Genomic DNA, 25,575 nt, shown 5'->3' with positions numbered 1-25,575 from the left:
AAGATTATGGAAACCCCTATTAATGAAGTGTGTATAAATTATCTTGGAAGTCCCTTTAATATAACTATTTGGCCTCCTTGATCATCTTCTCTAGCACCAGCTGCTATGGCTTCTGCATTAGTTTCCATATCATGCCCGTCCACATTTTTGAAATCATCACTTTCCCAATAGTGTGGTTGTAAGTTCAAAAGAAAAGTATCTGGTTCTCCAATTTTATCGGATATATCCACTAGAGCACCAAATTCACCGCTGAAACCTGTGCTTCCTGCTGGATCTAAATCATTTCTTACAACTAATTCCAATACAACCCGCGTGTTGTTTCCATTTAAATCTGACTGATAGATATATGCAGCATGTCCTCTATCAAAAGAGTTAGGGTCTTCTTGAGTGTAAATAAAGTTTTCAGTGACACAGATATTATCAGGACTTTGTAATTCAGATAAATTTCCATCCATATTATTTGTATCAGTGTTTCCAGAAATAACTTGAGTTATTTTACCTGTCAATGGAGCGTCATCATCCAACTCCAATTTGTAAACAGTGCCCCAGTCGTTGTAAGTCCCTCTTCCCGGACCTCTTCCTGTAACAGCAACAAATACATTTCTTGCGTTTTCATCTGAACCTTTTTGGTAATCTACATCCTCAACCCTCATAAAACCAGAAGCAAAAACAGCTACACAAGCATCTTCCATTTCAGATTTAGTTAGGGAATCTCCATCTGTAATTTCCACGAATTCAAAGTCATAAGCAACCCCAAAATCAAGATCTCCTTCGTTATAAATAGTAGCATCTGCAACATCAGTAACACCTCCTGCACCGTCTGAAACCTGCAACAATTTCAACACATAAATCTTTCCATTATTCAAATCGTCATCTCCTTCTTCTGAATAATATAGGGTGATTTGTCCTTCAGACCCACTGGAATCATCATCTCCACCAATGATAACAGTACTTCCGGAATACGCATTTTTTGGCAGTGGAACTGCATTTTCCCATGAAAATTCACCTAAAGCATCTAAACCAAAATCTGCAGTTGGCGTTGGCGTATCAATATAGGGGTCTATTCCTTTTACATCATAGTGGAAGCTTTCAGAAGCAGACAAAAACAAGTCAGTTGATCCACCATGTATATCAGCTTCCCACATTGTCCCAGAACATTGTCTAGCAAAATCGGCAACACCAGAATTCAAGAGCCAATCTCCTTCAGTAGGATTTAGATATTCATCAAATCTGATTCTAGCAACTGCATAGTCATCTTCCGCATTGACAACATACATGTAGCCATCTCCATCTTTAAGGAATCCTGCTCCATCCTGGGCTCCAACCAATTTAAACCCATTGGACAATTCATCAGTAGAACTAATTAAAGAATATGCCTTTACAAAATTAAATTGAGAAGTAAGCGCCACTAAAGGCTCTAAGCTAGATTTATTTTCAAAAATTGTGGGGTTGTCGGTAAGATCTTCGCCATCTTCACCGTCGGCACCATCAGCACCATTGGTGCCATCAACACCATCAATTCCATCACGACCGTCTTCTCCATCACAGCTGATTAGGCTAAAAGAAACAATGGATGATAGCATCAATCCGAATAATAATTTTTTCAAATTCATAAAGTTTTAGTTTTTAAGGTTACAATGATTCCCAAAACTATTCAGGCAATTTTAGGGTCGGGTTAGCTCTATATGTTTATTGGATTAACTCAATTTTAAGAAAAGGTTAGTATGTAAATTTCACCCATAGTTTACGTTCATTGAAGTTGAACTTAATGTTAATAGCCCATTTTTAGAAGGATTGAAGGGATTCTTGTACAAATTGCCTAAATTTAGTGCTTGACTAATTCAACTAGAAAATGAAAAAAATACTCTTTACCCTCTGCCTCGTTTTAGTGGCGGGCCTTACAAATGCCCAAAACCGAAAATTACCTGTTGATACCACGGTTACAACCCAACATAGCGTTACTATTAATGGCAATCCAATAAATTATACAGCAACCACGGGTACTCAACCCATTTGGAACGAAATGGGTGAGCCTATTGCCTCTTTACACTACACGTATTATACAAGAAACAATGTAAAGAATAGAGCCGAGCGCCCTTTATTGATATCGTTCAATGGCGGACCTGGTTCGGGCTCTGTCTGGATGCATTTGGCATACACAGGTCCACGAGTATTGAAGATTGATGATGAGGGTTATCCTGTGCAGCCTTACGGAGTAAAGCAAAATCCGTTTTCTGTGTTGGATGTTACGGATATTGTATATGTAAATCCTGCTAATACAGGATATTCCAGAACTATTCCTGAAACTGGTGATAAAGTAGACCGGGACAAATTTTTCGGGATAAATGCTGATGTCACCTACCTTGCTGAATGGCTGAATACTTTTGTGACTAGAAATAATCGCTGGCGTTCCCCTAAATATATTATTGGTGAAAGTTACGGAGGAACTCGTGTAATGGGACTTTCTTTGGCGCTTCAAAATCAGCAATGGATGTATCTTAATGGAGTTATTATGGTTTCTCCTGCGGATTATAAGGTCATTCGAGTTGGAGGTCCAGTTTCCAGTGCATTGAATCTCCCCTACTACACAGCTGCAGCATGGCATCATAAAATGCTTCCTGCTGAACTTCAGAACAAAGACCTTTTGGATGTCTTACCTGAATCTGAATCGTATACCATAAATACACTTATCCCTGCCATTGCCAAAGGTGGTTTTATTTCTGGCGCTGAACGTTCCAATGTGGCAAAAAAAATGGCATACTATTCTGGTTTAAAAGAAAAGGACATCTTAGATCATAATTTAGATGTACCTACACAATTTTTCTGGAAAACACTTTTAAAGGAAAACGGAGGTTACAACGTAGGTAGGTTGGATAGTAGATATTTAGGTATTGATCGTCAACTTTTTGGGGAAAGTCCAGACTATTCTTCTGAATTAACATCATGGCTGCACAGTTTTACACCTGCAATCAATTATTATTTGCAGGAAGAGCTAAAGTTTAAAACCGACATTAAATACAACATGTTTGGACCTGTTCACCCATGGAACAATGAAAACGATAATACCCGGGATAATCTTCGTCAGGCCATGGCCCAAAACCCTTATCTAAATGTTTTGGTACAATCTGGATATTATGATGGGGCAACCACATATTTTAATGCAAAGTACACTATGTGGCAGATTGATCCCAGCGGAAGGATGAAAGATCGTTTTGAATTTAAGGGATATCGCTCTGGACATATGATGTATCTGCGCCGGGAAGACCTGAAAAAAGCCAATGATGACTTAAGAGCCTTTATATTAAGAACAATGACCAAAGGAAAAAGTGCAAAATACTAGGAATTATGTTTAAAACTCTAGCTTTTACAGTGTGCATTTTGTTGGTGGGGACAATTTGTACAGCGCAAAAGGCACCTGTCAAGAAATGGCAAATTAAAACCGCGCTAATGGCGGTACCTGCTGACTATAGGGCTAAAGCCAAGGTTTATGGGTATGACGAATCTGGAAACCTTGTGACCTTAAGGGAAGGTTCCAACGATTATATCGCTCTGGCAAGCGATCCTTCCAAAGAGAAGTTTTCTACTGCGGCCTACCATAAAAGCCTAGAGCCCTTTATGGCCAGGGGTAGGGAATTAAAGGCAAAAGGGAAAGAGTTTCAGGAAATTTTTGATATTCGGGAACAAGAGGTTAAATCGGGAAAACTAAAAATGCCAGATAAGGCAATGCTTTGTGTTTTCACAGGTACCATAAACCCAGAATCGATGGAAATTGAAAACCCGTTTGTTAGATACGTATTTTATATACCCTATGCAACGGGAAGCTCCACCGGACTCCCTACCACCCCGACTCCACCCGGCCATGCGTGGCTTATGGATCCCGGGACACATAGGGCGCATATTATGATCACACCTCCTAAAAACTAAGCTTCCTGCATGAAGAAAATAGTTTTTGACAATCCGCATCGAAAAAAGCATTTTGCGTTTTTCAACCATATGAACCATCCCCATTTTAACATCACAGCACCTATTGATGTTACCCCATTCTTGAGCCATATTAAATCCAACCAACTTCCATTTACCTATTCCCTGGTCTATTTACTGTCCAAAGTGGCCAATGATATCAAAGAATTTCGTTGGCGAATTAGAAATGATGAGGTGGTGGAACATGATGTGGTCCATCCCTCCTTTACAGTACCCAATGAAGCAACCGATGTGTTCAGTTTTTGTACCGTCACGTATAAAGAGACTCTTCCCGATTTCATTCAAAAAGCCCACGAAGTGAATGAAATGATGAAGAAAAGCCCCTCAATAGAAGATGAACCCGGTAGGGATGACTATCTGTTCATGTCTGCCATTCCGTGGGTGAGTTTTACAAGTATTCAGCATGCCATGCACTATCATCCGCATGACTCGGTTCCGCGTATTAGCTGGGGAAAGTTTTATGAACAAAATGGCAAAACATTGATGCCGATTTCTGTACAGGCACATCATGCTTTGGTCGATGGAAGGCATATGGGGCAATTTTTTGAAACATTTGAAGATAAACTGAGTAGATTGCAATAAATTCACTTCTCAAATACTGACCAAACCCAATATTTTTTATTTTTAACAAAAACATCGCATGTTAAAAACCAAAATATTGATTGTATCTGCAATTTCCCTTCTGGGGTTTTTACGACAACAAAAGACCGTCGCCCAAGATTGGCCCAATTTAGAGAAATATAAAACCGCCAATGCTCAACTTGAAAAACCAAAGGTCACCGAAAACAGGGTTGTATTTCTCGGAAATTCCATTACAGAAGGATGGTTGGATGCCAACCCGGGGTTTTTCACTCAAAATAACTATATCAACCGAGGAATAGGCGGTCAAACCACTCCACAGATGTTACTGCGGTTTCGTCAAGATGTAATCAATTTAAAACCATCAATAGTCATCATCCTTGCTGGAACCAATGATATTGCCGGGAATACAGGTCCTATGACCCTTGAACAAATAAGGGATAATATACTTTCAATGGTAGAATTGGCAAAAGCAAATGGTATCATCCCTATTGTGTGCTCTGTTCTACCCGCCTACGATTATCCTTGGCGTCCTGGACTCAACCCCAATCTAAAGATTCCTAAGTTAAATGGCCTGCTAATGCGCATGGCTCAAGAAAATGAAGTTCCCTATTTGGATTATTTTTCTAAAATGGCGGATGATCGTAAAGGTCTACCCAAAGAGCTTACTACAGATGAAGTGCATTTGACCGAACAAGGTTATTTGGTCATGGAAGGATTAGTGCAGGAAGTCATTGCTGATGCAATGAAAGGATAGCTCTTTTGGATTAGAAAGTTATATCTGTTAGTGTTTCTATTTGATACATAGCTAAAAAACTAGTATTCTGGCGTTTGTTTGTTCGAACGCATGACATCATTTTGTATATTTAGATATTCAACCGATTTAAAATGGAACTTGTTAGCAACAAAGAGACAACTGTTGCCGTTCTTCCTTTTCGTATTTTGGGAGATATAGATAACCTCAGTCCTGTTATTATGGGCTTTACCGAGGACCTTATCGTCAATTTCTCTAAATTTATTGGACTCTCCGTAATATCCCAATATTCAACACTGGGAATATCCAGTATTTCAGATACCAGCACTATTGACCAATTAGGCACCGATTATATTGTTACAGGTAGTTTTAGACCACTGGGAAATCAATATCGAATAGCTGTGAAACTTATTAGAACTAGAGATAACAAAGTAGTTTTTGCAGGAAATCATGATGTTACTCTAGAATCTATCCTAAACACACAAAATACAGTAACAGAGCAAATTGTAAGTGTACTCCAAAGACAGATTAACCATGATTTGCTTTCCTACTCTTTTAAAAAGGAGTCTGTTGATTTGGCTGCTTATGAAAATTGGTTGCTAGGGATGAATTTATTAAAGAAAGGAACAGTAGAAAGTGATTTAAAAGCTAGGGGACATTTTGAAACTGCATTGGAAATAGACCCTCAATTTGCAAGAGCCTACACTGGCATTTCACTATCGTTCTTCAATGAGTGGAGTTGTCAACTTTGGGATCGTTGGGATGTGAGCCAAAAAGGAGCTCATGACTACGCCTTAAAAGCGATTGAGATTGATGAAAATGATTATGTATCATTAGCAGTTTTAGGACGAACTTACCTGTATTTGGAAGATTACGATAAATCTGAGCATTACCTAAGAAAATCCCTAAGGATGAATCCCAATGATGCTGATAATTTGATTTTGATTGCTTTCTGCATGGTTTATCTTGGTTATGCTAAAGAAGCTGAACAATTGTACCTAAAGGCAAAGGAACTAAATCCATTACATCCAGATGTTTATTATCCCCATGCATCCTTTATTTATTTTGAACTAGGTGATTTTCAGAAATCTGTAGCCTATGCTGAAAGAGTTTCTGATGCCTCAATCTGGACAGACTTTTCTGCATATGTTGCTGCTGCCTATTTCCATCTTTCCGATTACGAAAAAATGGATGCATACTGGAAAAATTATATGGAAACATACTCCCGTAATATATCCAAAGGTGAAAACGCTACAATCCAGGAAGCCCTTGACTGGCAGATAACAGTAAATCCTTATAAAGGAAAATCATACTTAGAACCGTTTTGGAAACATATGGGCAATGTACCTTTCAATGGTTTAGCCAAATTAACCATACAGAACTCTCAAAAAGGCAATTTCACCAATAACGGAGAGTTGTGGGAACTTTCGTATTTAGGGGAAGCAGTTACTATAAAAGATTCTAAAGGACTTCATGACATTGCCAAATTATTGATTCAACCAGAAAAACAAGTGCATTGTACCGAATTGATGGGCACTGTTTTGGATAGCGAAGGAACTGCCCTAACTGACGGTAAGGCATTGGAAGACTACAAAAAGCGAATTATCAGTTTACAAGTTGATATATCTGATGCTGAGGAAATGGGGCATTCTTCAAAGGCTGACGAACTACGGGGAGAATACGATACACTTATTGATTATCTATCCCAAATAACCGGAATGTCCAATAAAACTAGAAAAGTGGGTTCTTCGCTGGAGAAAGCTAGATCGGCTGTAACTTGGAGAATACGAAGCTCCATAAAAAAAATAGGTGCGGCTCACCCAAAATTAGGCAAACACCTTGCTAATTCCATTAAAACGGGTACTTATTGTAGCTATGCACCTGAAGCACCACATGACTGGATAATCTAAACTTACATAGTTTCCTCACAATGTAAGGCCAAAACTTTTGCATTATTATGTGAACAACATAATCAAGAAAAACATTATAAAGCAAAACAATGGAAACTATGTTACAAAATTTACCAAACCCTTGGGAGATTCTTGTGGATCCTATTTCATTAATTGTATTGGGCATATACGGGGTTTTAATGTTATGGGAAGGTCTCTTTCCTGCAAGAAAGCTGCCTAAATTAAAATTCTGGAAGCTAAGGGGATTGACATCCTTTGCAGTCTTCTTTTATCTATCCACCTATTTTCCCTTAATATGGGATACCTATTTAGCAGAAATTCAAATCTTTGATTTGACTGCATTAGGTGCCGGATGGGGAGCATTTGTAAGTATCATGATTTATGAATTTGCCCTCTATATTTGGCATAGGGCCATGCACAAAAATGATAATCTTTGGAAGGTTTTCCACCAAATGCATCACAGTGCAGAGCGTATGGATACCTATGGAGCATTCTACTTTAGTCCCATGGATATGATTGGATTCACTTTATTGGGAAGTCTTTGTTTAGTGGTCATCGCAGGATTTACCCCTGAAGCTGCCACCCTATTTATTTTAATTACTACGTTTTTGGGAATTTTTCAGCACAGTAATATTAAAACTCCAGCTTGGTTAGGCTATATTATTCAAAGACCAGAGGCCCATACTGTACATCATGCCAAAGGAGTACATGCCTATAACTATTCTGATATTCCTCTGTTCGATATCATTTTTGGAACCTTTAAAAATCCATCCAAATACGAACATGAAACTGGTTTTTTTCATGGAGCTTCCACCAAAGTTTGGGACATGTTGACTTTTAAGGATATCAACAAGTCAGAAAATATTGGTTGACATAATTTCAGCCAATGATTTTCAATCTTTAGAATGTAGTCATTTTAAATAGGTCAAATTTTTGAAGAAAATTATATGAATAACCATTATGAACTCAATGACCTAGAGTTTGAAAGAAAATTTGAGGAATGTTCCTTGGAACCTAAACTTTTCAATCATGAAGCCCATTTAAGATTAGCTTGGATTTATATTTTAAAATATGGGGAACAACAGGCAGTAAAAAAAGTTTGCAATGCCATCCGAAGATTCGATACCGTGCATGGTGATGGTTGTAAGTTTCATATAACGGTAACCGTTGCAGCAGTTAAAGTTGTTAATCATTTTATGCAAAAAACCAGTAAAATTGATTTTAAAGGTTTTCTTAATGAATTTCCTAGATTAACCACAGCCTTTCAAGAATTGTTGGGTCAGCATTATGGTTTTGATATCTTTTCAGATGTAAAATCCAAAACCGAATACGTACAACCAGATTTGTTGCACTTTTAAGCAACCTCCATACTTGCCTTGGGATTTTGTTAATTTGTATAATGCAAGATTCCAAGGTAAGTATTCTCATTCCTTTTAAGAACACCGCACATTTTCTTCCTGATTGTTTGAATTCAATTTTAAACCAATCGTATGAAAACTGGGAGGTTTTGGCGGTAAACGACCACTCAGATGATACTAGTTTGAGTTTACTCAATTCTTACGCTAAAAAAGACCCCAGAATTAAGGTTTTTAATAATAAAGGTCAAGGGATAATCCCGGCATTACGTAAGGCTTACTCAAAAAGTACAGGAGATATGGTCAGCCGTATGGATTCTGATGATATCATGAAACCAAATAGATTAAAAATCATGGTTGACTCCTTACATGAATTTGGCATAGGTCATGTAGCCGTGGGCCAAGTCAACTATTTTTCAGATAGAGGCATCAGCAATGGTTATGAACGGTATGAGGCATGGTTAAATGCATTGACCGCTACGGGAAGTAATTATACAGAAATCTATAAAGAATGTGTTATCCCCTCGCCCTGTTGGATGACACATCGGGATGACTTAGAACTTTGTGGGGCTTTTGAACCTAACAGATATCCGGAAGATTATGATCTTACATTCAGGTTCTATGAACATGGTTTAAAAATTATTCCTTGCAATACGATCATACATCTTTGGAGGGATTATGATAGCAGAACATCCCGCACACATGAACACTACGCACAAAACTATTTTCTTGACATTAAATTATACTACTTTTTAAAACTACATCACCAAATAAATAGACCATTGGTAGTTTGGGGGGCTGGATTCAAAGGAAAAACAATAGCCAAGCAATTATTGGAACAGAAGATTGACTTTACCTGGCTTTGTGACAATCCGCAGAAAATTGGCAAGAAAATATATGGGCATGAACTAGTTCATTTTGAAACACTTGCATCTTTAAAAAATCCACAAAGTATCGTCACAGTTGCCAACGAATCAGCCCAAGAAGAAATTCGTGCATACTTTTTAAAATTGGGGCAATTAGCTATGCAAGATTATTTCTTTTTCTGTTGAGTTTTAAAATTACCAAACTCTTAACAGTTCCAATTTTAAGACCAGATGGTTTTAATCCCTATATTTGTCCAATCAAGGTTGGGAATGCAGTTTAAACATCCAGAAATTCTTTGGGCACTTTTTCTACTCATCATTCCTCTTTTAATCCATCTTTTTCAGTTACGCCGATATAAAAAGACTCCATTTACCAATGTAGCAATGCTACAAAAAGTGGTCTCAGAATCCAGAAAGAGCAATACTTTAAAAAAATGGCTACTTTTAGTAACTAGATCATTACTATTGGCAGCATTGGTCATTGCATTTGCGCAGCCTTTTGTCGCCAATGAAACAGCTCTAAAGGAAAAAGAAGTGGTGGTCTATCTTGATGATTCTTTTAGCATGCAGGCAAGAGCAGATGGACTTACTCTTTTGACGAAATCTGTTCAAGAGCTATTGAAAAATGTGCCGCCCAACAGTCCATTTAGCTTATTCACCAATGAAAAAACATTTAAAAATGTTACGTTGGATGACATCCAGAACAATTTATTGTCCCTTACCTTTTCACATCGTCAATTAACCCTAGATGAAATTCAATTAAAGGCCAATACGCTATTTTCAAATTCGAATGCTACCTCCAAAAAATTAATCATTGTCTCAGATTTTCAACAGCGTATTGAAGCAACTAACACTTCTTTTGATTCCATCAATGAACACCATTTAGTTTCTGTAAGACCAGAAACGACTTTAAATATCTCCATTGATTCTGTTTATCTGCAAAATGATACCCAAGGCCAACCCCAACTCGGCATATTGGTTTCTGGAGGAAATCCTGATGATAATTCACCGCTATCTCTTTATAATGGTGAAATTCTCATTGCAAAAAATGGGGCTGAATTTCAAGATGATGGAAAAGCCACAGTTGAATTTACCATTCCTACGGATAACATTTTGGATGGCAAACTCTCTATTGTGGACAATGGCCTTACCTACGACAATCAGTTTTATTTCAACATTAATGAAAAAGAAAAGGTAAAAGTACTTGCTATTAGTGAGTCCAACAGCGATTTTCTTGAACGGCTGTACACCGATGATGAATTTTTATTCACTACATACAACTTAAAAAGTTTGGATTATAGTCAATTGGACCAACAAAATGTAGTAATTCTGAATAATCTCAAAACCATTCCTTCCAGTCTTCAAAACGTGTTGAGAACTTTTAGGGAAAATGGAGGTTCACTCATAATTATCCCTGCTACAGAAAGTGATTTGGAATCGTACAATTCATTGTTATCCAATTTTCAAAATACAAGATTTGAGGAACTCATCAATTTGAACAAAAGAATCACTTCAATTTCGTTTGAACATCCTCTATTTACGAATGTATTTGAAGAAGAGGTCAAAAATTTCCAATACCCTTCAGTAAAACAATATTTTAAATCGCAAACCAATGCCGCCAGCATTCTTTCTTTTGAAGGAAATGATGCTTTTCTGAGCGGATTTGATGGGTTTTATGTTTTTTCTTCCTCATTGGAAACTGAAAATTCCAATTTCAAGAACTCCCCTTTGATTGTACCAACTTTTTATAATATGGCAGTTTCTGGTCTCAAGACCCCTACGCTTTATTATACCACTGGACAATCAAATATTGTTGATCTTTCTATTGATTTGGTGAATGATCAGGTACTGAATGTTTCAAAAGAAGGTTATGATTTTATCCCTCTGCAACAAAGTTTTGCCAATAGGGTAAGGTTGACTTTTGATGAAGTTCCAGAAACAGATGGGATATTCAACATCAATCAAAATAATGAGGTACTACAAAAAATAAGTTTCAATTATCCGAGAACGGAGAGTGAACTCAACTATTTAAACCTAGAGCAACTAGAGCATGTGCAAGTCCATGGCTCTATTGCTTCGCTTTTTGATTATCTAGAAGCAGAAAGCAATATTGCCACATATTGGAAATGGTTTGTTATTTTAGCGCTGCTTCTAGCTCTTATCGAAGTAATCATTCAAAAATTCATTACATGAACATTCTCCTGAAGTCTGCAAAAATTGTGTGTCCAGAAAACAGGGAATTACACTTGAAAAAGCGTGATATTCTCATTAAAAAGGGAATTCTTGAAAAGATTGCTGTTTCCGTTGAGGCTCCTTCCAATACCAAGATAGTTGATGTGAAAAATTTACATGTTTCCCTTGGTTGGTTTGACAGTAGTGTCAGTTTTGGAGAACCAGGCTATGAAGAGCGCGAAACCATTGCGAATGGTCTACAAGTAGCAGCGAAAAGTGGTTTTACGGATATCGTATTGAATCCAAATACCAAACCTATACCAGATACAAGTTCTGACATCGTTTTTTTAAAGGAAAGAAGTGCTGGAAAAATCACAAACCTGTATCCTTTGGGAGCATTGACCAAAAATTCCGAAGGAAAGGACCTGGCTGAGCTTTATGACATGAAAAATGCTGGAGCCGTTGCCTTCTACGATTTTAAAACACAGATAACCAATCCCAATCTGTTGAAAATAGCCTTACTGTACGCCCAGAATTTTGGCGGATTGGTTTGTTCTTTTGCCCAAGACATACACATAAAAGGAAAGGGGATAGTTCATGAAGGGGAAGTTTCAACCACACTGGGTCTAAAGGGAATCCCTGCCATGGCTGAAGAGCTCCAAATAGCACGTGACCTTTTTGTTTTGGAATATACCGGTGGCAAACTACACATTCCCACAATTTCAACTGCAAATGCTGTAAAATTGATAGCTGCAGCTAAAAAGAAAGGCTTGGATGTCAGTTGTAGCGTAGCGGTGCATAATCTTGTCTTTACAGATGAATGTTTAAAGAATTTTGATGCCAACCATAAAGTATCTCCACCGCTCAGAAGTCAAAAGGATTGCAAAGCACTTATCAAAGGATTGAAAGATGGAACCATTGATTTTGTCACTGCTGACCATATTCCTGTTGATGTTGAAGAAAAAAGGGTTGAATTTGACAATGCAAGGTGTGGAAGTCTTGGTCTTGAGTCAGCATACGGAGCTTTAAATCCAATTTTTGGACTGGAAGATACCATTGTTCTGTTAACCAAAGGAAGGAAACGTTTTGGATTGGAAAAAACGAAGTTCCAAGAAGGGGAAAAGGCAAATCTGACCCTATTTAATCCAGATGGGGAATGGACTTTTGCCAAAGAGGATATTTTGTCCACTTCAAAAAATAGTATGTTCTTAGGCGCCCAATTACTCGGAAAAGTTTACGGAATCATAAACAACGATCAAATTTCAATTTAATATTTTGAGCGAAACCAAATCTGGAAAAACCACAGCAATCATAGCATATCTTACCCTTGTGGGGTGCTTAATTGCCATTACAATGAATATGGAACCTAAAAATACCTTTGCAAGGTTCCATATACGACAGGCTTTTGGAATACATTTGTTGTTTCATGCTTTGGCCATTGTACTGACATTTACAGAAGTGGTTTATCTCTCATTACCGCTGTACTTGTTCTATATGGTACTTTGGGGTTATGGATTTATCCAAGCATTGAATGAGAAGACAACTCCCTTACCGGTTTTAGGGCCACATTTTCAAAAATGGTTTACCTTTATTCCATAAGTTTTTAAGTTATGTCCCCCACCCCATTATCTTTAGAATACCTGCTGCGCCCCTCTTCCCTAAAAACGGATAAAATCCCAGCAATTTTTATGTTTCATGGTTATGGTAGCAACGAGGAGGACTTGTTTTCATTTGCTTCAGAGCTTCCTGAGGAATTAATGGTACTTTCAGTTAGAGCTCCATATGATTTGGACCCTTTCGGTCATGCGTGGTACGCCATTAATTTTGATGCTGAATATGGAAAATGGAGTGATGATAAACAGGCTATAGAATCTAGGGGTAAAATTGTAGCTTTTATTGATGAAGCTATTGAAACTTATAACTTGGACGAGAATAACATCACACTTTTGGGGTTTAGTCAAGGTACTATTCTGAGTTATTCCGTGGCACTTTCATTTCCTGAAAAAATTAAAAATGTAATTGCTCTAAGTGGTTACATCAATAAAAATATACTCTCCAGGGATTATGCTGATAAAGACCACACTAGTTTGCATATTTATGCCTCACATGGTCAAGTAGACCAAGTAATTCCTTTGGAATGGGCACAAAAAACCCCAGATTTTCTAAAAAAACTAAATATTGACCATAAGTACGAGGAATTCCCTATAGGTCACGGTGTGTCCCAACAAAATTTCTACTCTTTCAAAAAATGGTTAGAGGATCATATCTAATAATTGCTTCGGGCGTAAAGTAGATGGTCCAATAACGTGAAGTCAATGCTCAAATCATCCTTGAGTTCATATTTTAGTACCAAATCCCCCCAATATTTTCCATCTGAAAAATCAGTCAGAATCCATTTGTGGTTCAACACCTTAATCTTATTGATTTTAAAATCACCCTCCATTCCCTCATAGGGCACTAACGGATTGTTTCCTTTTTTCTCGTTGGTTTCCAGTAATTTATCTTCGATATAACGAGCTGGATTCTCCAAATTGAGATGGTCATAATAGGCCAAAGCATCATCATTGTTCTCTAAACTGAAGTATTGCATATCCAATATCTTCAGTTGGGAACCTTGCAAGGAGTCCTTAAGCTGTTGTACCTGCCCCTGTAAATTTTCAATATCGGCATTTAAAGCTTTTTGCAAGTTATTTGTGCTCACAAATTGAAACAAAGCAATCAGTGCGGTAAAGACAAATAGGTAAAGGAAAATTTTATTCTTCATGGTCTTATAACTTCAATTGTAAATTATCGTAGGCTAAAAAAACATTTTTGGGCAATCTTTTTTCTACTTCTTCGTGAAATCCCAATAAATGACTGATATGGGTCAGATAAGTTTTTTCTGCATCAACCAATTTTGCAAATTCCAGGGCTTCTTCCAAATTAAAATGAGAGTGATGTGCTTCTTCGCGCAGCGCATTGACCACCAGTATCTTTGCTCCTTTTATTTTTTGAATTTCGTTTTCCTCCACACTTTTCACATCGGTCAAGTACACAAAATCCCCAAATCGATAACCAAACACTTGCAATCTATTATGGAAGGCTTCAACGGGAATGACATCCAAATCCCCCAATTCAATGGACATATTGTTCTTCACTTCATAAACTTTGACTGCTGGAGCTCCCGGATAGCGATTTTCACCTGCAAAAATATATTCAAAACGGGTCTCCAAAGAAGTTATTACCCTTTTATGGGCATATATTGGTATATCTCCCTGTCTAAAGAAAAAAGGTCGAATATCATCAATTCCAGCGGTATGGTCGGCATGTTCATGGGTAAAAAGAATGCCATCCAATCTTTCAATGGGGTTGACCAACATTTGCTGTCTAAAATCTGGCCCACAATCAATTACATAATTGTATTCGCTCCAAGAAACCAAAACGGAAACCCTAAGTCTTTTATCCTTGGGGTCATTGCTTAAACATACTGGATGTTTACTTCCAATTACAGGAATCCCCTGTGAGGTGCCAGTGCCCAAAAATGTAACGGTCATCACGTCGTCCATTAAAATCAAAATTATGACTTATTTATTTAATAAATTTATGGAAGAGTGTAACTTTGTTTTCATACAAAATCTGGGATATGTCTAGCGCTACGAGCAACCAAAATGCCTTTGAGAATATACCTTCCCTCAAGGCAAAAACTCTTAGAATAAATTTAAACCCTAACATTTACGGAACCTTTGCAGAAATAGGTGCTGGTCAGGAAACTGCACGTCAGTTTTTTAGGGCCGGGGGTGCTTCCGGTACTATTGCAAAAGCAATGAGTGCTTATGACAAGTCTTTTAGCGATGCTATTTATGGTATAGAAGATGACGGAAGGTATGTGACCCAAGCCAGATTGAAACGCATGTTGGAACATGAAATGCGCCTGGTGGAAGAACGTATAAGCAGAGAAAACAACCCTAATTATTTGTTCTTTACCTATGCCAACACTGTAGCGACGATTGATTTTTCCAAGCGATACAAAGGACACGGATGGGTAGGAATACGTTTTCAGTTAGATCCCAAGCAGAAAGAATATGATGAGATTATTCTTCATGTCCGTTTCAAACAAAATGAAGCAAGACTGCAACAGGAAACATTGGGTACTCTTGGAGTGAACCTAATATATGGGGCTTTCTTTAAGTATGATAAGCCCAAAAAACTACTCAAATACCTTTACGACCACATTGACAAAGACACTTTGGAGATTGACATGGTGAACTTTACTGGCCCCAATTTCAAAGATGTGGACAATAGACTAATGAGTTTGCAGCTTATTAGAAATGATATGACAGATGCCGTTATGTTTGGTCCTGATGGAAATAACCTGTTGCCCGCAGCTGTCTTGTACAAGAAAAATATTTTGGCCTTAAGAGGTAGTTTTAGACCAGTTACCAAGGTAAACATGGACATGTTCCAAAAATCTTATGATATTTTCATTAGGGAACAGACCGTGGAATATGAAAATACCATTGTAGTTTTTGAAATAACATTATCCAACCTTAAGGCTTCTGGTGAGATAGATGAACAGGATTTCATGGACCGGGCAGAGTTATTGAGTTCCTTGGGCCATACTGTGCTCATTTCAAACTTTCAGGAGTACTATAAATTGGTGGAATACTTTAACAACTATACCAAAGCTAAAATTGGTTTGACCATGGGTGTCAACAACTTAGTTGATGTTTTTGATGAAAAATACTATCGTCACCTAAGTGGTGGAATTTTGGAGGCCTTTGGAAAATTGTTCTTTAAGGATTTGAAAGTATACCTCTATCCTATGAAGGATGCTGAGACTGGACAAATTATGACCAGTAATAACGTAAGGGTACATCCAAGAATGAAAGAGTTGTACAAATTCTTCAAGTACAATGGTAAGGTGATGGATATTATTGATTATGACCCAGAAGTAATGAATATTTTCTCCAGAGAAGTGTTGAAGCGAATCACCAATGGAGAAGATGGTTGGGAAGATATGCTCCCAGAGGGTATTGCTGAAATGATCAAAGAGAAGAAACTATTCTTAAGAAAAGAACCAGTTGAGAAGGAAAAACAAGAAACTTCATAAATAAAAAAGGCGCTTTAAAAAGCGCCTTTTTTATGTGTTTAGTTGAGCAATTGTGCTGCGTGATCTTTAGTTTTCACCTTGTCTATCACAGTTTCCACTACCCCATTTTCATCTATTACGAAAGTAGTCCGATGCAATCCATCATACTCCCTGCCCATAAATTTCTTTGGTCCCCACACTCCAAAAGTTTCTATAACGGTATGGTCTTCATCAGCTAATAACGGAAAAGGAAAGTTATACTTGTTCCTAAAGTTGGTTTGTTTTTTTTCAGAATCATCGCTCACACCAAGGATGTGAAACCCTTGTTCTTGCAAAATTTCATAATTGTCCCTTAGATTACAGGCTTCAGCGGTACATCCTGGAGTATTTGCTCGAGGATAAAAAAACACGACTAGTTTTTTTCCTTTGTAATCGCTTAGATTAATTGTATTGCCATCTTGGTCTTTTGAGGAAAATTCAGGTACTTTATCCCCTACTTTCAACATGTTCATATGTATTTTGATTTAGAAAAATGTTTAATAAATATACATCAAAGTTAAACAATAATGACGAAACAAGAAAAGATTGATTTCACCATTACAACTTTGGATGAGTTATATCCCACCATTCCGATTCCTTTAGACCATAAAGACCCTTATACTTTATTAATAGCGGTATTATTATCGGCTCAAAGTACAGATGTGCGTGTAAACCAAATCACTCCGTTACTTTTCAAAAAAGCCGATAATCCCTATGATATGGTGAAGCTTTCAGTGGATGAAATAAGGGAGATCATTAAACCCGTTGGCCTGTCCCCTATGAAATCCAAAGGGATCTATGGTCTGTCGCAAATACTAATTGAAAAATACGAAGGTAAAGTGCCCCAGGATATTGAGTTGTTGGAAGAACTGCCCTCAGTTGGTCACAAAACTGCAAGTGTTGTGGTTTCCCAAGCCTTTGGCACTCCTGCTTTTCCAGTGGACACCCATATTCATAGACTTATGTACCGTTGGGGGTTTAGTAATGGTAAAAACGTAGTGCAAACTGAAAAAGATGCCAAACGACTTTTCCCCAAAGAAATCTGGAACAAGTTGCACCTACAAATAATTTGGTATGGGAGGGAGTATTCTCCCGCTAGGGGTTGGGACTTGGAAAAAGACATTATTACCAAGACTATAGGTCGAAAATCAGTAATCAACGAATATCTTAAAAAACGTAAGTAAGTGCATATAACCAATATTCAAAGATGTCAGGTTGAACACAGTGGAGGCCTATTTGAAAAAACACATTTAAAAGCTTCTTGACTACGCTCGAAGTGACTGGTCAATTTTAATGGGTTATATAATGAGCTTCCGAACCTCATATTAAAAACAAAAAGAGCCGCTAATTGCGGCTCTTTTTGCGTAGTTTTTAAAGTTCCTAATTCAAGGTAACTTCAAATTTGTGTTTTTTGCTGTTAACTACATGAATCGATTTTGAGTAGCTCAACAAGAAATTTATGGTCTCTTGAGTAGCTTTTACCGATTTAACGGTTTCTTGTTCTTCAGAGTAAATGTTTTCCATATTCTAGCATTAATGTTTCAATATAGATAACGGTGCTAGAATGGAAATATTGCAATCCTCGACGGAATGCAGATTAATTCGTTAAAACGATGTTGTTCTTGGCAACAATCTTTCTAAGGTTAATCAAGGCATATCGCATTCTTCCCAAAGCAGTGTTGATGCTTACTCCAGTGTTTTCAGATATTTCCTTGAAACTCATATCCCTGTAGATACGCATCATCAATACTTCTTTCTGATCTTCAGGTAGTTCATCAATCAAATGGCTAAGATCACTTTCAATTTGTTCTTTGATGATTTGTTTTTCTGCGTTCAACTTTTCATCCTTGATTACGGAGAAAATATTGAAATCATCACTTCCCTCAAATTTGGGCATTCTTTTGTTCTTTCGGAAATGATCTATGATCAAGTTATGGGCAATACGCATCACCCAAGGTAAAAATTTCCCTTCCTCACTATAAGAACCACGTTTTAAAGTCTTGATTACTTTAATAAACGTATCTTGGAAGATGTCCTCTGCAACATCCCTGTTCAATACTTTGGAATAAATAAAACTGGAAATTCTCTGGTTATGCCTGTTGATAAGTTCCTCTAGGGCTTTTTCGTCTCCGGCAATGTAGCTCTTTACTAATATCGAGTCATCAATCTGTAGTTCCATACAAATTACTTTTTGGTTAAAAACACCACGCCCTTCTTTACAAGAAAGACACTTTAAGGTTATTAGTTTAATTGTAAAAAGTAATTATTTCTGTATAGGCCTATCAGCTTTTTAATTACAACTCAAAGATAGAAAAACAGTATGCCCGTAAAAAAACTATGTTGTGATTTGGGCATTTTTAGATGTTAACTGTTACAATATACGTATTAACTAGGGGGTATTGTATCTTTGATACCCTAATTTTAACATATGTCCACCATTTCGAATATAGATCCCAAGCAAAATATCATCATAAAAGGTGCCAAACTACACAATCTTAAGAACATAGACGTAGTTATTCCAAGAAATAAGCTTGTAGTTATCACTGGCCTGTCTGGATCTGGTAAATCGAGTTTGGCTTTTGATACCCTTTATGCCGAAGGGCAACGGCGTTATGTGGAAAGTCTTTCTTCCTATGCCAGACAGTTTTTAGGGAAATTGGACAAACCTAAAGTTGATTATATAAAAGGTATAGCTCCTGCCATAGCCATAGAACAAAAAGTAAACTCAACCAATCCAAGGTCAACGGTGGGTACTACCACGGAAATTTATGATTATTTAAAACTTCTGTATGCCAGAATTGGAAAAACCATTTCACCCATTTCAGGCAATGAAGTTAAAAAGCATACTGTAACAGATGTCGTTAATTATATTAAACCCTTAAAGGAGGGCAGCAAACTCCTTTTATTATCGCCTATATATATTAAGGAAGAACGAGAACCATTAAAATCCCTTGAACTTTTTTCCAAACAAGGTTATGCCCGTATCAAATATAAGGGTGAGGTAATACGCATTGATCAGGCGCCAACCGATATCGGTAGGGAATTTGATTTAGTCGTGGATAGAATCATTGTAAAAGACGATGAAGATTTCTACAATCGTTTGGCCAATGCGGTGGACAATGCCTTTTTTGAAGGTAAAGGAAGGTGCACTATTGAAAATCTCGAAAATAATGAAACCAAAACCTTTAGTAGCCAGTTTGAATTGGATGGCAAAAAGTTTTTGGAACCCAATGTACACCTTTTCAGTTTTAACAACCCTTATGGTGCTTGCCCTAAATGTGAAGGTTATGGAGATGTTATTGGTATAGATGAAGATTTGGTAATTCCCAACACTGCCCTATCGGTATATGAAAATGCCATTTTTCCATGGAGAGGTGAAAGCATGTCCTGGTACAGAGATCAATTGGTGAATGCTGCATATAAATTTGATTTCCCTATACATAAACCTTGGTTTGAGTTGAGCGAGGCACAACAGCAACAAGTGTGGGATGGGAATGAGCATTTCACTGGTTTACACGAGTTTTTTCAGCAACTTGAAGAGAAAAGCTATAAAATTCAAAATAGAGTGATGCTTTCCAGATACCGGGGAAAAACAAAATGCACCCTTTGTAAAGGAAAACGATTACGGGAAGAAGCCAATTATGTTAAAGTAGGTGGATATTCCATTTCAGATTTGATTGAACTGCCCATTAAAAAGTTGGTGCCCTTTTTCAATGAACTGCAACTTTCAGAACATGACGCCCAAATTGCCAATAGATTGCTCAAAGAAATTACTACCCGCCTGGACTTTTTAAGCAAAGTTGGACTAAGTTACCTAACCCTCAACCGAAAATCCAATACACTTTCTGGAGGGGAAAGTCAACGTATCAATTTGGCCACCTCTTTGGGAAGTAGTTTGGTAGGATCCATGTATATTCTGGATGAACCTAGTATTGGACTTCATCCCAAAGACACTGAAAACCTGATTGAGGTATTAAAATCCCTTCGGGATTTGGGCAATACAGTAATTGTGGTAGAACATGATGAGGATATTATGAAAGCAGCCGATGAAGTTATAGACATTGGGCCAGAAGCAGGTACTTTAGGAGGAGAAGTGGTCGCTACCGGAAATTTGGATACCATATTAAAGGCTAATTCCCTTACGGCGGATTATCTCAATGGCAATAAAGAAATTGCAGTTCCAACTGAACGAAGGAATTCTAAATACTACATTCAAATAAATGGTGCCCGTGAAAATAATCTCAAAAACATAGACGTCACCTTTCCTTTGAACATGTTAACAGTGGTAACAGGAGTCTCTGGAAGTGGGAAAAGCACCTTGGTCAAAAAAATCCTCTACCCTACCATTCTTAAGGAAGTTGGAGGGTATGGAGAAAAAGCTGGCCAGTTTACAAGCGTTGATGGAAAATACAACCACATAAAACATGTGGAGTTTGTAGACCAAAACCCTATTGGTCGTTCCTCGCGTTCCAATCCAGTGACCTATATAAAGGCGTATGACGATATTAGAGCGCTTTTTGCTTCACAAAAGCTGAGCAAATTAAGAGGATATCAAGCCAAACACTTTTCTTTTAATGTAGATGGTGGTCGATGCGAAAAATGTAAAGGAGAAGGAGAAATTACGGTTGAGATGCAGTTTATGGCCGATGTGCATTTAGAATGTGATGCCTGTGGAGGGAAACGTTTTAAAAAAGAAATACTCGAAGTACAGTTTGAAGGTAAAAACATTGATGATATCCTCAATATGACCATTGATGATGCCGTTGCCCATTTCAAAACCCATAATCAATCCAAAATTGTAAACAAGCTACAACCGTTGCAAGATGTAGGTTTGGGCTATGTAACTTTAGGGCAATCCTCCTCCACCCTCTCTGGCGGCGAAGCGCAGAGAATTAAACTGGCTTCATTCTTGGTCAAAGGAAATACTAAAGAAAAAGCATTGTTCATCTTTGATGAGCCTACCACGGGCCTACACTTTCATGACATAAAAAAACTCCTTAAATCTTTTGATGAACTAATTGCCAAGGGCCATTCCATTATAGTTATTGAGCATAATATTGAGCTGATCAAGTGTGCTGATTATATTATTGACCTAGGACCAGAGGGTGGTGAAAATGGAGGCTATTTAATAGCAGAAGGTGCCCCAGAAGAATTGGCTCAAAAAAAAGAATCAATTACCGCTAAATATCTGAAAGACAAAGTGTAATGCATAAATCCCTTATTTTTTTGAGACATTACCACTTTTAGGATAATGAAATAAAAGTTTCTACGCTTCTAATAGAATAAGAGCTTTTTTACCTAAACCATGTTGGTTTAGCTTTTATCCAACAATCCACTATATAGACTTTCCCTCATCAATTAAAATGATATATCCATCAATTGGAGAGAATGTATCATAAATTGGCGTCGTCTTTTTTTCAGCTAAGAAACTAATATTGTTCAATTTAGGACAAAGCACTAAAATGAACTTAGGTTTTAATAGATGTTATCCGATAGCATCGTAGCAATAAAAACATTTATGATTCCCACCAGAGCATATAAAAGAAAGCATATCGTTATGTGTCTCCATACAACTCTTATTAGAACGGTAATCCAAATACTCCTTATATCCACTGTTCTTATTACAGGAACATCCTTTAGCAGCACTATTGAAAACTTTGATACTGATAATTCCTTAGATACTAAAGCGACATCCGAAGATATGTTTGCTCCCGATATTAGAGTTATCTTAACTGAAGGTACTCCTAATGCAACCATAAATCCTTTTGGTGGAACTGGATGTGAGTTTGCCCTATATCAAATTACTGTAAGAAATTATAGTACAAGTGGTGAATCTCTCAATAACATTGTTTTCCAGGAAATCTTTGAAAATGACCCTGAATTTACAGCTATATTTAGCGGCAGCAACCTAAATGATGATGGTATTTTGGAACCTGGTGAATCTTGGACTTTTAGAGGTATCAGACCCTTAACCCAAACCCATTTTGATGACGGAAAAATTTCCAGCCAAGTTCGTGTGACCGCAAATGTTGTTGGACAAAGTGGTGCTACAGTGGAAGACCTATCCCACCCTACCGATTTTAACATGGACGAAACCACATCAATCGCTGTAAATTGTGTTGAAGGGATTTCAGTTATAAAAACAGGGCAAACCAAAGACGGAGGGGGTGCAGATGGAGGGTGCGCCGCCATAGAGTATACCTATACGGTTACAAATACTGGAGATCCAACATACACCTTTTTTGCAGTTAGTGTATTTGATCCAAATATAGGTGTAGGAGGTATCTCTCTGTCTGCACCTGTTTCTGGGGATGATGGTGATTTTGACCTTGAACCCGGAGAAACATGGGTATTTACAGCAACGTATGTGATAACGCAAGATGATATAGATAATGGCTTTGTCAGCGGTCAAGCTGTTGTATTTGGGGAATTAAAGGATGACCCAGAGGCCAATTTTTCGTCTGACCTTTCGGATTATGATGATTTCCTTCTAGATAGACCTACGGTAACAGATATAACAGATTGCCAACCATCAATAGTCATTTTAAAACAAGGAGGACTTGACCCTATTGGTAGTTGTCAATTTATTAACTATACTTTTAGAGTAGCCAACACAAGCGGTAATGGACAAGTTTTAGAAAATGTCTCGGTTACCGATTTGGATATTCCGGGTCTTATAATAAATGGCCCTCTTAATGGAGATAATAATTCTGATTCAAAATTGGATCCAGATGAAATCTGGGATTATGCCGCAACTTATACCATCACTACTGAAGATTTTAATTTAGGAATGGTCCTAAACCGAGCTGAAGTGACGGCTACGGTTGAAAATCAACTCCCTTTATTGGAAGTTAGTGATATCTCACATCCTATATCAATAAGCGAGGATGATTTTACAGAAGTGGATATTTCTTCATGTGTCGATCCTAATATTGCCTTGATAAAAACAGGGGATACTGAAGATTTAAGTGGTAATGACGGCTGTGATGAAAGCATCGTATATAAATTTAGGGTTGTCAATACTGGTAATGTTGATTTGGAGGACGTGATACTTATGGATGGTATACTTAGTGATGATCCTATACCTGGTCCACTTCCTGGAGAAGATGACAATAATGATGGTATTCTCTCTGTAGGGGAAGAGTGGGCGTATGAATTCATATATCCCATTACCCAAGCAGATATAATTGAAGGGGACGTAACAAACATAGCCTCTGTCACAGCCAATCAAATTAATACAAATATCAGTGTTACTGATTCATCAGATCCTATTGATTTAGCATCAGATGGAGATACTATAACTATTACTGATGATACATGTCCTGCCGGTCCTGCCATAAGCTTGCTAAAAGATTCGAATCTCGTTGACCTTAATAATGATGATTGCTATGAGACTGTACAATATATCTTTACCGTAACCAATACAGGATCTTCCAACCTTACAGATATATCACTTTTGGATACTACCTTATTTGGAGATACTCCTATAGATGGTCTGCTTCCCAATCAAGATGATAATGATGATGGGGTACTTTCTGTTGGTGAAGATTGGGTTTTTGAAGCATTGTACCCTATCACACAAGCTGATATAGATGCAGGGCAGATAGAAAATCAGGCAGAGGTATTTGCCACTGGAGAAGGTATTGATGTTTCAGATGAATCACACCCTACAAGCCAAACCCTTAATGGCTTAACTATCACCCCCACAACAGCGGATGTCTGTGTTGCAGGACCTGCCATAGGGTTGGTTAAAGTAGGTATTTTATTAGACCTTGTGGATGATGATGGTTGTTCCGATACCATACGTTATGTGTTCACTGTGACCAATACAGGTACCACCAACCTTTCACAAATATCCATAGAGGATAATGAATTAGGGAATATCCCAATCAATGGACCGCTTGATGATGACGATGACGATATACTTTCCGTTAATGAAACATGGACTTATGAGGCTTTTTATCCCATATCGGATATTGATATCGCCCAAGGTAATGTAACAAATCAGGCAGAGGTATTTGCCGTCGAAGAAGGTACAGGTGTTCAAATCTCAGATTTATCACATGATGAAAGTTTAGCCCTAAACGGAGATACTGTTACGTCTACCGTAGATGCATGTGATTTTGGGCCTGGGCTGGGTCTTATAAAGGCAGGGCAAATGGTTGATGTAGATGATGATGGTTGTCCCGATGCTATTCAATATACATTTATAGTCCGCAATATTGGAACCTCAGACCTAAACACAATTGTACTTACCGACGAACCACTATTTGGAACTGAACCCTTGGAAGGGCCTATTCTTGGCACTGATGAGGATAATGATGAGATATTATCCGTTGGTGAATATTGGGCTTATGTAGCACTGTATCCTTTTACTCAGGAAGATATCAACCTTGGCGAAATAGAGAACCAAGCCAGTGTTACTGCAATGCAAGAGGGAACAAACAATTCTGTTTCGGATGTATCGGATTATGAAAATAACTTTCAAAACAGACCTACGATAACCATAGTACAAGATGATTGTCTTATAGAATTGGATGAGGATTTTGAAATATACACAGGAATGACCCCAAATGGAGACGGCATCAATGACTATTTCTCAATACGGGGCATTGAAAACTATCCTGAAAATAATTTGAAGATTTTCAACAGATGGGGCGTACAAGTCTACGAAGCAAACCGATATGGAATAGATGATAATATATTTGTTGGCGTCTCATTGGGAAGAGCCACGATATCTGCAGGTAGGGAACTACCCAGCGGAACATACTTTTATATATTAACCTTTACTGATGCAAATCCGGGCGAAGAAAGTTACTCGGGCTATTTATACATCAATAGAGATTAAAGT

22 protein-coding genes are annotated in these 25,575 nt (G+C 37.7%); 16 read left to right on the top strand and 6 right to left on the bottom strand.

All coding sequences use genetic code 11. The features are described from left to right. Positions 1–38 precede the first annotated feature (38 nt). Positions 39–1,613 carry a PhoX family protein gene (locus tag HJC33_RS12525; RefSeq protein ID WP_171659164.1) on the bottom strand — a complete coding sequence of 525 codons (1,575 nt, stop codon included), beginning with the start codon at positions 1,611–1,613 and terminating at the stop codon, positions 39–41. A 239-nt stretch (positions 1,614–1,852) separates the two neighbouring features. Here HJC33_RS12525 and HJC33_RS12520 point away from each other — a divergent pair, with 239 nt between their 5' ends. The 12 genes from HJC33_RS12520 to HJC33_RS12465 all read left to right on the top strand — a co-directional run bounded on the left by HJC33_RS12520 (position 1,853) and on the right by HJC33_RS12465 (position 13,887). Next, complete coding sequence (locus tag HJC33_RS12520) at positions 1,853–3,340, top strand: S10 family peptidase (RefSeq protein WP_171659163.1); 1,488 nt, start codon at positions 1,853–1,855, stop codon at positions 3,338–3,340. A 5-nt stretch (positions 3,341–3,345) separates the two neighbouring features. Further along, positions 3,346–3,924, top strand: coding sequence for a hypothetical protein (locus HJC33_RS12515; protein WP_171659162.1), 579 nt, complete (start codon positions 3,346–3,348; stop codon positions 3,922–3,924). 9 nt (positions 3,925–3,933) lie between these two features. Beyond that, on the top strand, positions 3,934–4,563 hold the full coding sequence (locus tag HJC33_RS12510; protein WP_171659161.1) for a chloramphenicol acetyltransferase: 630 nt from the start codon (positions 3,934–3,936) through the stop codon (positions 4,561–4,563). Positions 4,564–4,621: 58 nt separating this feature from the next. After that, on the top strand, positions 4,622–5,317 hold the full coding sequence (locus HJC33_RS12505) for an SGNH/GDSL hydrolase family protein (RefSeq protein ID WP_171659160.1): 696 nt from the start codon (positions 4,622–4,624) through the stop codon (positions 5,315–5,317). Positions 5,318–5,448: 131 nt separating this feature from the next. After that, positions 5,449–7,224: a tetratricopeptide repeat protein gene (locus tag HJC33_RS12500; protein ID WP_171659159.1), complete on the top strand. Its 1,776-nt coding sequence runs from the start codon at positions 5,449–5,451 to the stop codon at positions 7,222–7,224. Positions 7,225–7,322: 98 nt separating this feature from the next. Beyond that, positions 7,323–8,096, top strand: coding sequence for a sterol desaturase family protein (locus tag HJC33_RS12495; RefSeq protein WP_171659158.1), 774 nt, complete (start codon positions 7,323–7,325; stop codon positions 8,094–8,096). Between the two features lie 75 nt (positions 8,097–8,171). Continuing rightward, positions 8,172–8,582 (top strand): hypothetical protein, encoded by a 411-nt coding sequence (locus HJC33_RS12490; protein ID WP_171659157.1) that lies wholly within the window; start codon positions 8,172–8,174, stop codon positions 8,580–8,582. Positions 8,583–8,623: 41 nt separating this feature from the next. Beyond that, the gene (locus HJC33_RS12485; RefSeq protein ID WP_171659156.1) at positions 8,624–9,631 is read left to right on the top strand and encodes a glycosyltransferase family 2 protein; all 1,008 of its coding nucleotides are present in this window, start codon (positions 8,624–8,626) and stop codon (positions 9,629–9,631) included. Between the two features lie 84 nt (positions 9,632–9,715). Further along, positions 9,716–11,638, top strand: coding sequence for a BatA domain-containing protein (locus tag HJC33_RS12480; protein WP_246245549.1), 1,923 nt, complete (start codon positions 9,716–9,718; stop codon positions 11,636–11,638). Continuing rightward, positions 11,635–12,888 carry a dihydroorotase gene (locus tag HJC33_RS12475; protein ID WP_171659155.1) on the top strand — a complete coding sequence of 418 codons (1,254 nt, stop codon included), beginning with the start codon at positions 11,635–11,637 and terminating at the stop codon, positions 12,886–12,888. Before HJC33_RS12480 ends, HJC33_RS12475 begins: the two co-directional genes overlap by 4 nt. 4 nt (positions 12,889–12,892) lie before the next feature. After that, entirely contained in the window at positions 12,893–13,216 is a 324-nt protein-coding gene (locus HJC33_RS12470) for a DUF4870 domain-containing protein (protein ID WP_171659154.1), read from the top strand. An 11-nt stretch (positions 13,217–13,227) separates the two neighbouring features. Beyond that, positions 13,228–13,887 (top strand): alpha/beta hydrolase, encoded by a 660-nt coding sequence (locus HJC33_RS12465; protein WP_171659153.1) that lies wholly within the window; start codon positions 13,228–13,230, stop codon positions 13,885–13,887. Here HJC33_RS12465 and HJC33_RS12460 read toward each other — a convergent pair. Both HJC33_RS12460 and HJC33_RS12455 read right to left on the bottom strand, forming a co-directional pair. Next, positions 13,884–14,381, bottom strand: coding sequence for a hydrolase (locus HJC33_RS12460; protein WP_171659152.1), 498 nt, complete (start codon positions 14,379–14,381; stop codon positions 13,884–13,886). The genes HJC33_RS12465 and HJC33_RS12460 overlap by 4 nt on opposite strands. A gap of 4 nt (positions 14,382–14,385) precedes the next feature. Continuing rightward, entirely contained in the window at positions 14,386–15,150 is a 765-nt protein-coding gene (locus HJC33_RS12455; RefSeq protein ID WP_171659635.1) for an MBL fold metallo-hydrolase, read from the bottom strand. 89 nt (positions 15,151–15,239) lie between these two features. On the opposite strand from HJC33_RS12455, the gene HJC33_RS12450 reads away from it, so the two are divergent. After that, positions 15,240–16,706: a nucleotidyl transferase family protein gene (locus tag HJC33_RS12450; protein ID WP_171659151.1), complete on the top strand. Its 1,467-nt coding sequence runs from the start codon at positions 15,240–15,242 to the stop codon at positions 16,704–16,706. A gap of 38 nt (positions 16,707–16,744) precedes the next feature. On the opposite strand, the gene bcp is transcribed toward HJC33_RS12450, so the two are convergent. Continuing rightward, the gene (gene bcp, locus HJC33_RS12445) at positions 16,745–17,197 is read right to left on the bottom strand and encodes a thioredoxin-dependent thiol peroxidase (protein ID WP_171659150.1); all 453 of its coding nucleotides are present in this window, start codon (positions 17,195–17,197) and stop codon (positions 16,745–16,747) included. A gap of 54 nt (positions 17,198–17,251) precedes the next feature. Between bcp and HJC33_RS12440 the strand changes: the two genes are divergently transcribed. Further along, positions 17,252–17,908, top strand: a complete 657-nt coding sequence (locus HJC33_RS12440) for an endonuclease III domain-containing protein (protein WP_171659149.1) — start codon at positions 17,252–17,254, stop codon at positions 17,906–17,908. 196 nt (positions 17,909–18,104) lie between these two features. Here the strand turns inward: HJC33_RS12440 and HJC33_RS12435 are convergent, their stop codons facing one another. Next, positions 18,105–18,248 (bottom strand): hypothetical protein, encoded by a 144-nt coding sequence (locus tag HJC33_RS12435; protein ID WP_171659148.1) that lies wholly within the window; start codon positions 18,246–18,248, stop codon positions 18,105–18,107. Positions 18,249–18,321: 73 nt separating this feature from the next. Then, the gene (locus HJC33_RS12430) at positions 18,322–18,903 is read right to left on the bottom strand and encodes an RNA polymerase sigma factor (protein ID WP_171659147.1); all 582 of its coding nucleotides are present in this window, start codon (positions 18,901–18,903) and stop codon (positions 18,322–18,324) included. Between the two features lie 249 nt (positions 18,904–19,152). Between HJC33_RS12430 and uvrA the strand changes: the two genes are divergently transcribed. Together uvrA and HJC33_RS12420 are read left to right on the top strand one after the other, a co-directional pair. After that, entirely contained in the window at positions 19,153–21,930 is a 2,778-nt protein-coding gene (gene uvrA, locus HJC33_RS12425; protein ID WP_171659146.1) for an excinuclease ABC subunit UvrA, read from the top strand. A gap of 312 nt (positions 21,931–22,242) precedes the next feature. Beyond that, complete coding sequence (locus tag HJC33_RS12420; RefSeq protein ID WP_171659145.1) at positions 22,243–25,572, top strand: gliding motility-associated C-terminal domain-containing protein; 3,330 nt, start codon at positions 22,243–22,245, stop codon at positions 25,570–25,572. Positions 25,573–25,575: the final 3 nt, after the last annotated feature.

This window comes from Flagellimonas amphidinii (assembly GCF_013090115.1).
Lineage (GTDB): Bacteria > Bacteroidota > Bacteroidia > Flavobacteriales > Flavobacteriaceae > Flagellimonas > Flagellimonas amphidinii.
This window is presented reverse-complemented; position numbering and strand designations above follow the sequence as displayed.

Excerpts from the sequence above, each read along its gene's own strand:
- HJC33_RS12525 (WP_171659164.1), bottom strand. The coding sequence starts at position 1,613 with ATGAATTTGAAAAAATTATTATTCGGATTGATGCTATCATCCATTGTT.
- HJC33_RS12520 (WP_171659163.1), top strand. The coding sequence starts at position 1,853 with ATGAAAAAAATACTCTTTACCCTCTGCCTCGTTTTAGTGGCGGGCCTT.
- HJC33_RS12515 (WP_171659162.1), top strand. The coding sequence starts at position 3,346 with ATGTTTAAAACTCTAGCTTTTACAGTGTGCATTTTGTTGGTGGGGACA.
- HJC33_RS12510 (WP_171659161.1), top strand. The coding sequence starts at position 3,934 with ATGAAGAAAATAGTTTTTGACAATCCGCATCGAAAAAAGCATTTTGCG.
- HJC33_RS12505 (WP_171659160.1), top strand. The coding sequence starts at position 4,622 with ATGTTAAAAACCAAAATATTGATTGTATCTGCAATTTCCCTTCTGGGG.
- HJC33_RS12500 (WP_171659159.1), top strand. The coding sequence starts at position 5,449 with ATGGAACTTGTTAGCAACAAAGAGACAACTGTTGCCGTTCTTCCTTTT.
- HJC33_RS12495 (WP_171659158.1), top strand. The coding sequence starts at position 7,323 with ATGTTACAAAATTTACCAAACCCTTGGGAGATTCTTGTGGATCCTATT.
- HJC33_RS12490 (WP_171659157.1), top strand. The coding sequence starts at position 8,172 with ATGAATAACCATTATGAACTCAATGACCTAGAGTTTGAAAGAAAATTT.
- HJC33_RS12485 (WP_171659156.1), top strand. The coding sequence starts at position 8,624 with ATGCAAGATTCCAAGGTAAGTATTCTCATTCCTTTTAAGAACACCGCA.
- HJC33_RS12480 (WP_246245549.1), top strand. The coding sequence starts at position 9,716 with ATGCAGTTTAAACATCCAGAAATTCTTTGGGCACTTTTTCTACTCATC.
- HJC33_RS12475 (WP_171659155.1), top strand. The coding sequence starts at position 11,635 with ATGAACATTCTCCTGAAGTCTGCAAAAATTGTGTGTCCAGAAAACAGG.
- HJC33_RS12465 (WP_171659153.1), top strand. The coding sequence starts at position 13,228 with ATGTCCCCCACCCCATTATCTTTAGAATACCTGCTGCGCCCCTCTTCC.
- HJC33_RS12460 (WP_171659152.1), bottom strand. The coding sequence starts at position 14,381 with ATGAAGAATAAAATTTTCCTTTACCTATTTGTCTTTACCGCACTGATT.
- HJC33_RS12455 (WP_171659635.1), bottom strand. The coding sequence starts at position 15,150 with ATGACCGTTACATTTTTGGGCACTGGCACCTCACAGGGGATTCCTGTA.
- HJC33_RS12450 (WP_171659151.1), top strand. The coding sequence starts at position 15,240 with ATGTCTAGCGCTACGAGCAACCAAAATGCCTTTGAGAATATACCTTCC.
- bcp (WP_171659150.1), bottom strand. The coding sequence starts at position 17,197 with ATGAACATGTTGAAAGTAGGGGATAAAGTACCTGAATTTTCCTCAAAA.
- HJC33_RS12440 (WP_171659149.1), top strand. The coding sequence starts at position 17,252 with ATGACGAAACAAGAAAAGATTGATTTCACCATTACAACTTTGGATGAG.
- HJC33_RS12435 (WP_171659148.1), bottom strand. The coding sequence starts at position 18,248 with ATGGAAAACATTTACTCTGAAGAACAAGAAACCGTTAAATCGGTAAAA.
- HJC33_RS12430 (WP_171659147.1), bottom strand. The coding sequence starts at position 18,903 with ATGGAACTACAGATTGATGACTCGATATTAGTAAAGAGCTACATTGCC.
- uvrA (WP_171659146.1), top strand. The coding sequence starts at position 19,153 with ATGTCCACCATTTCGAATATAGATCCCAAGCAAAATATCATCATAAAA.
- HJC33_RS12420 (WP_171659145.1), top strand. The coding sequence starts at position 22,243 with ATGATTCCCACCAGAGCATATAAAAGAAAGCATATCGTTATGTGTCTC.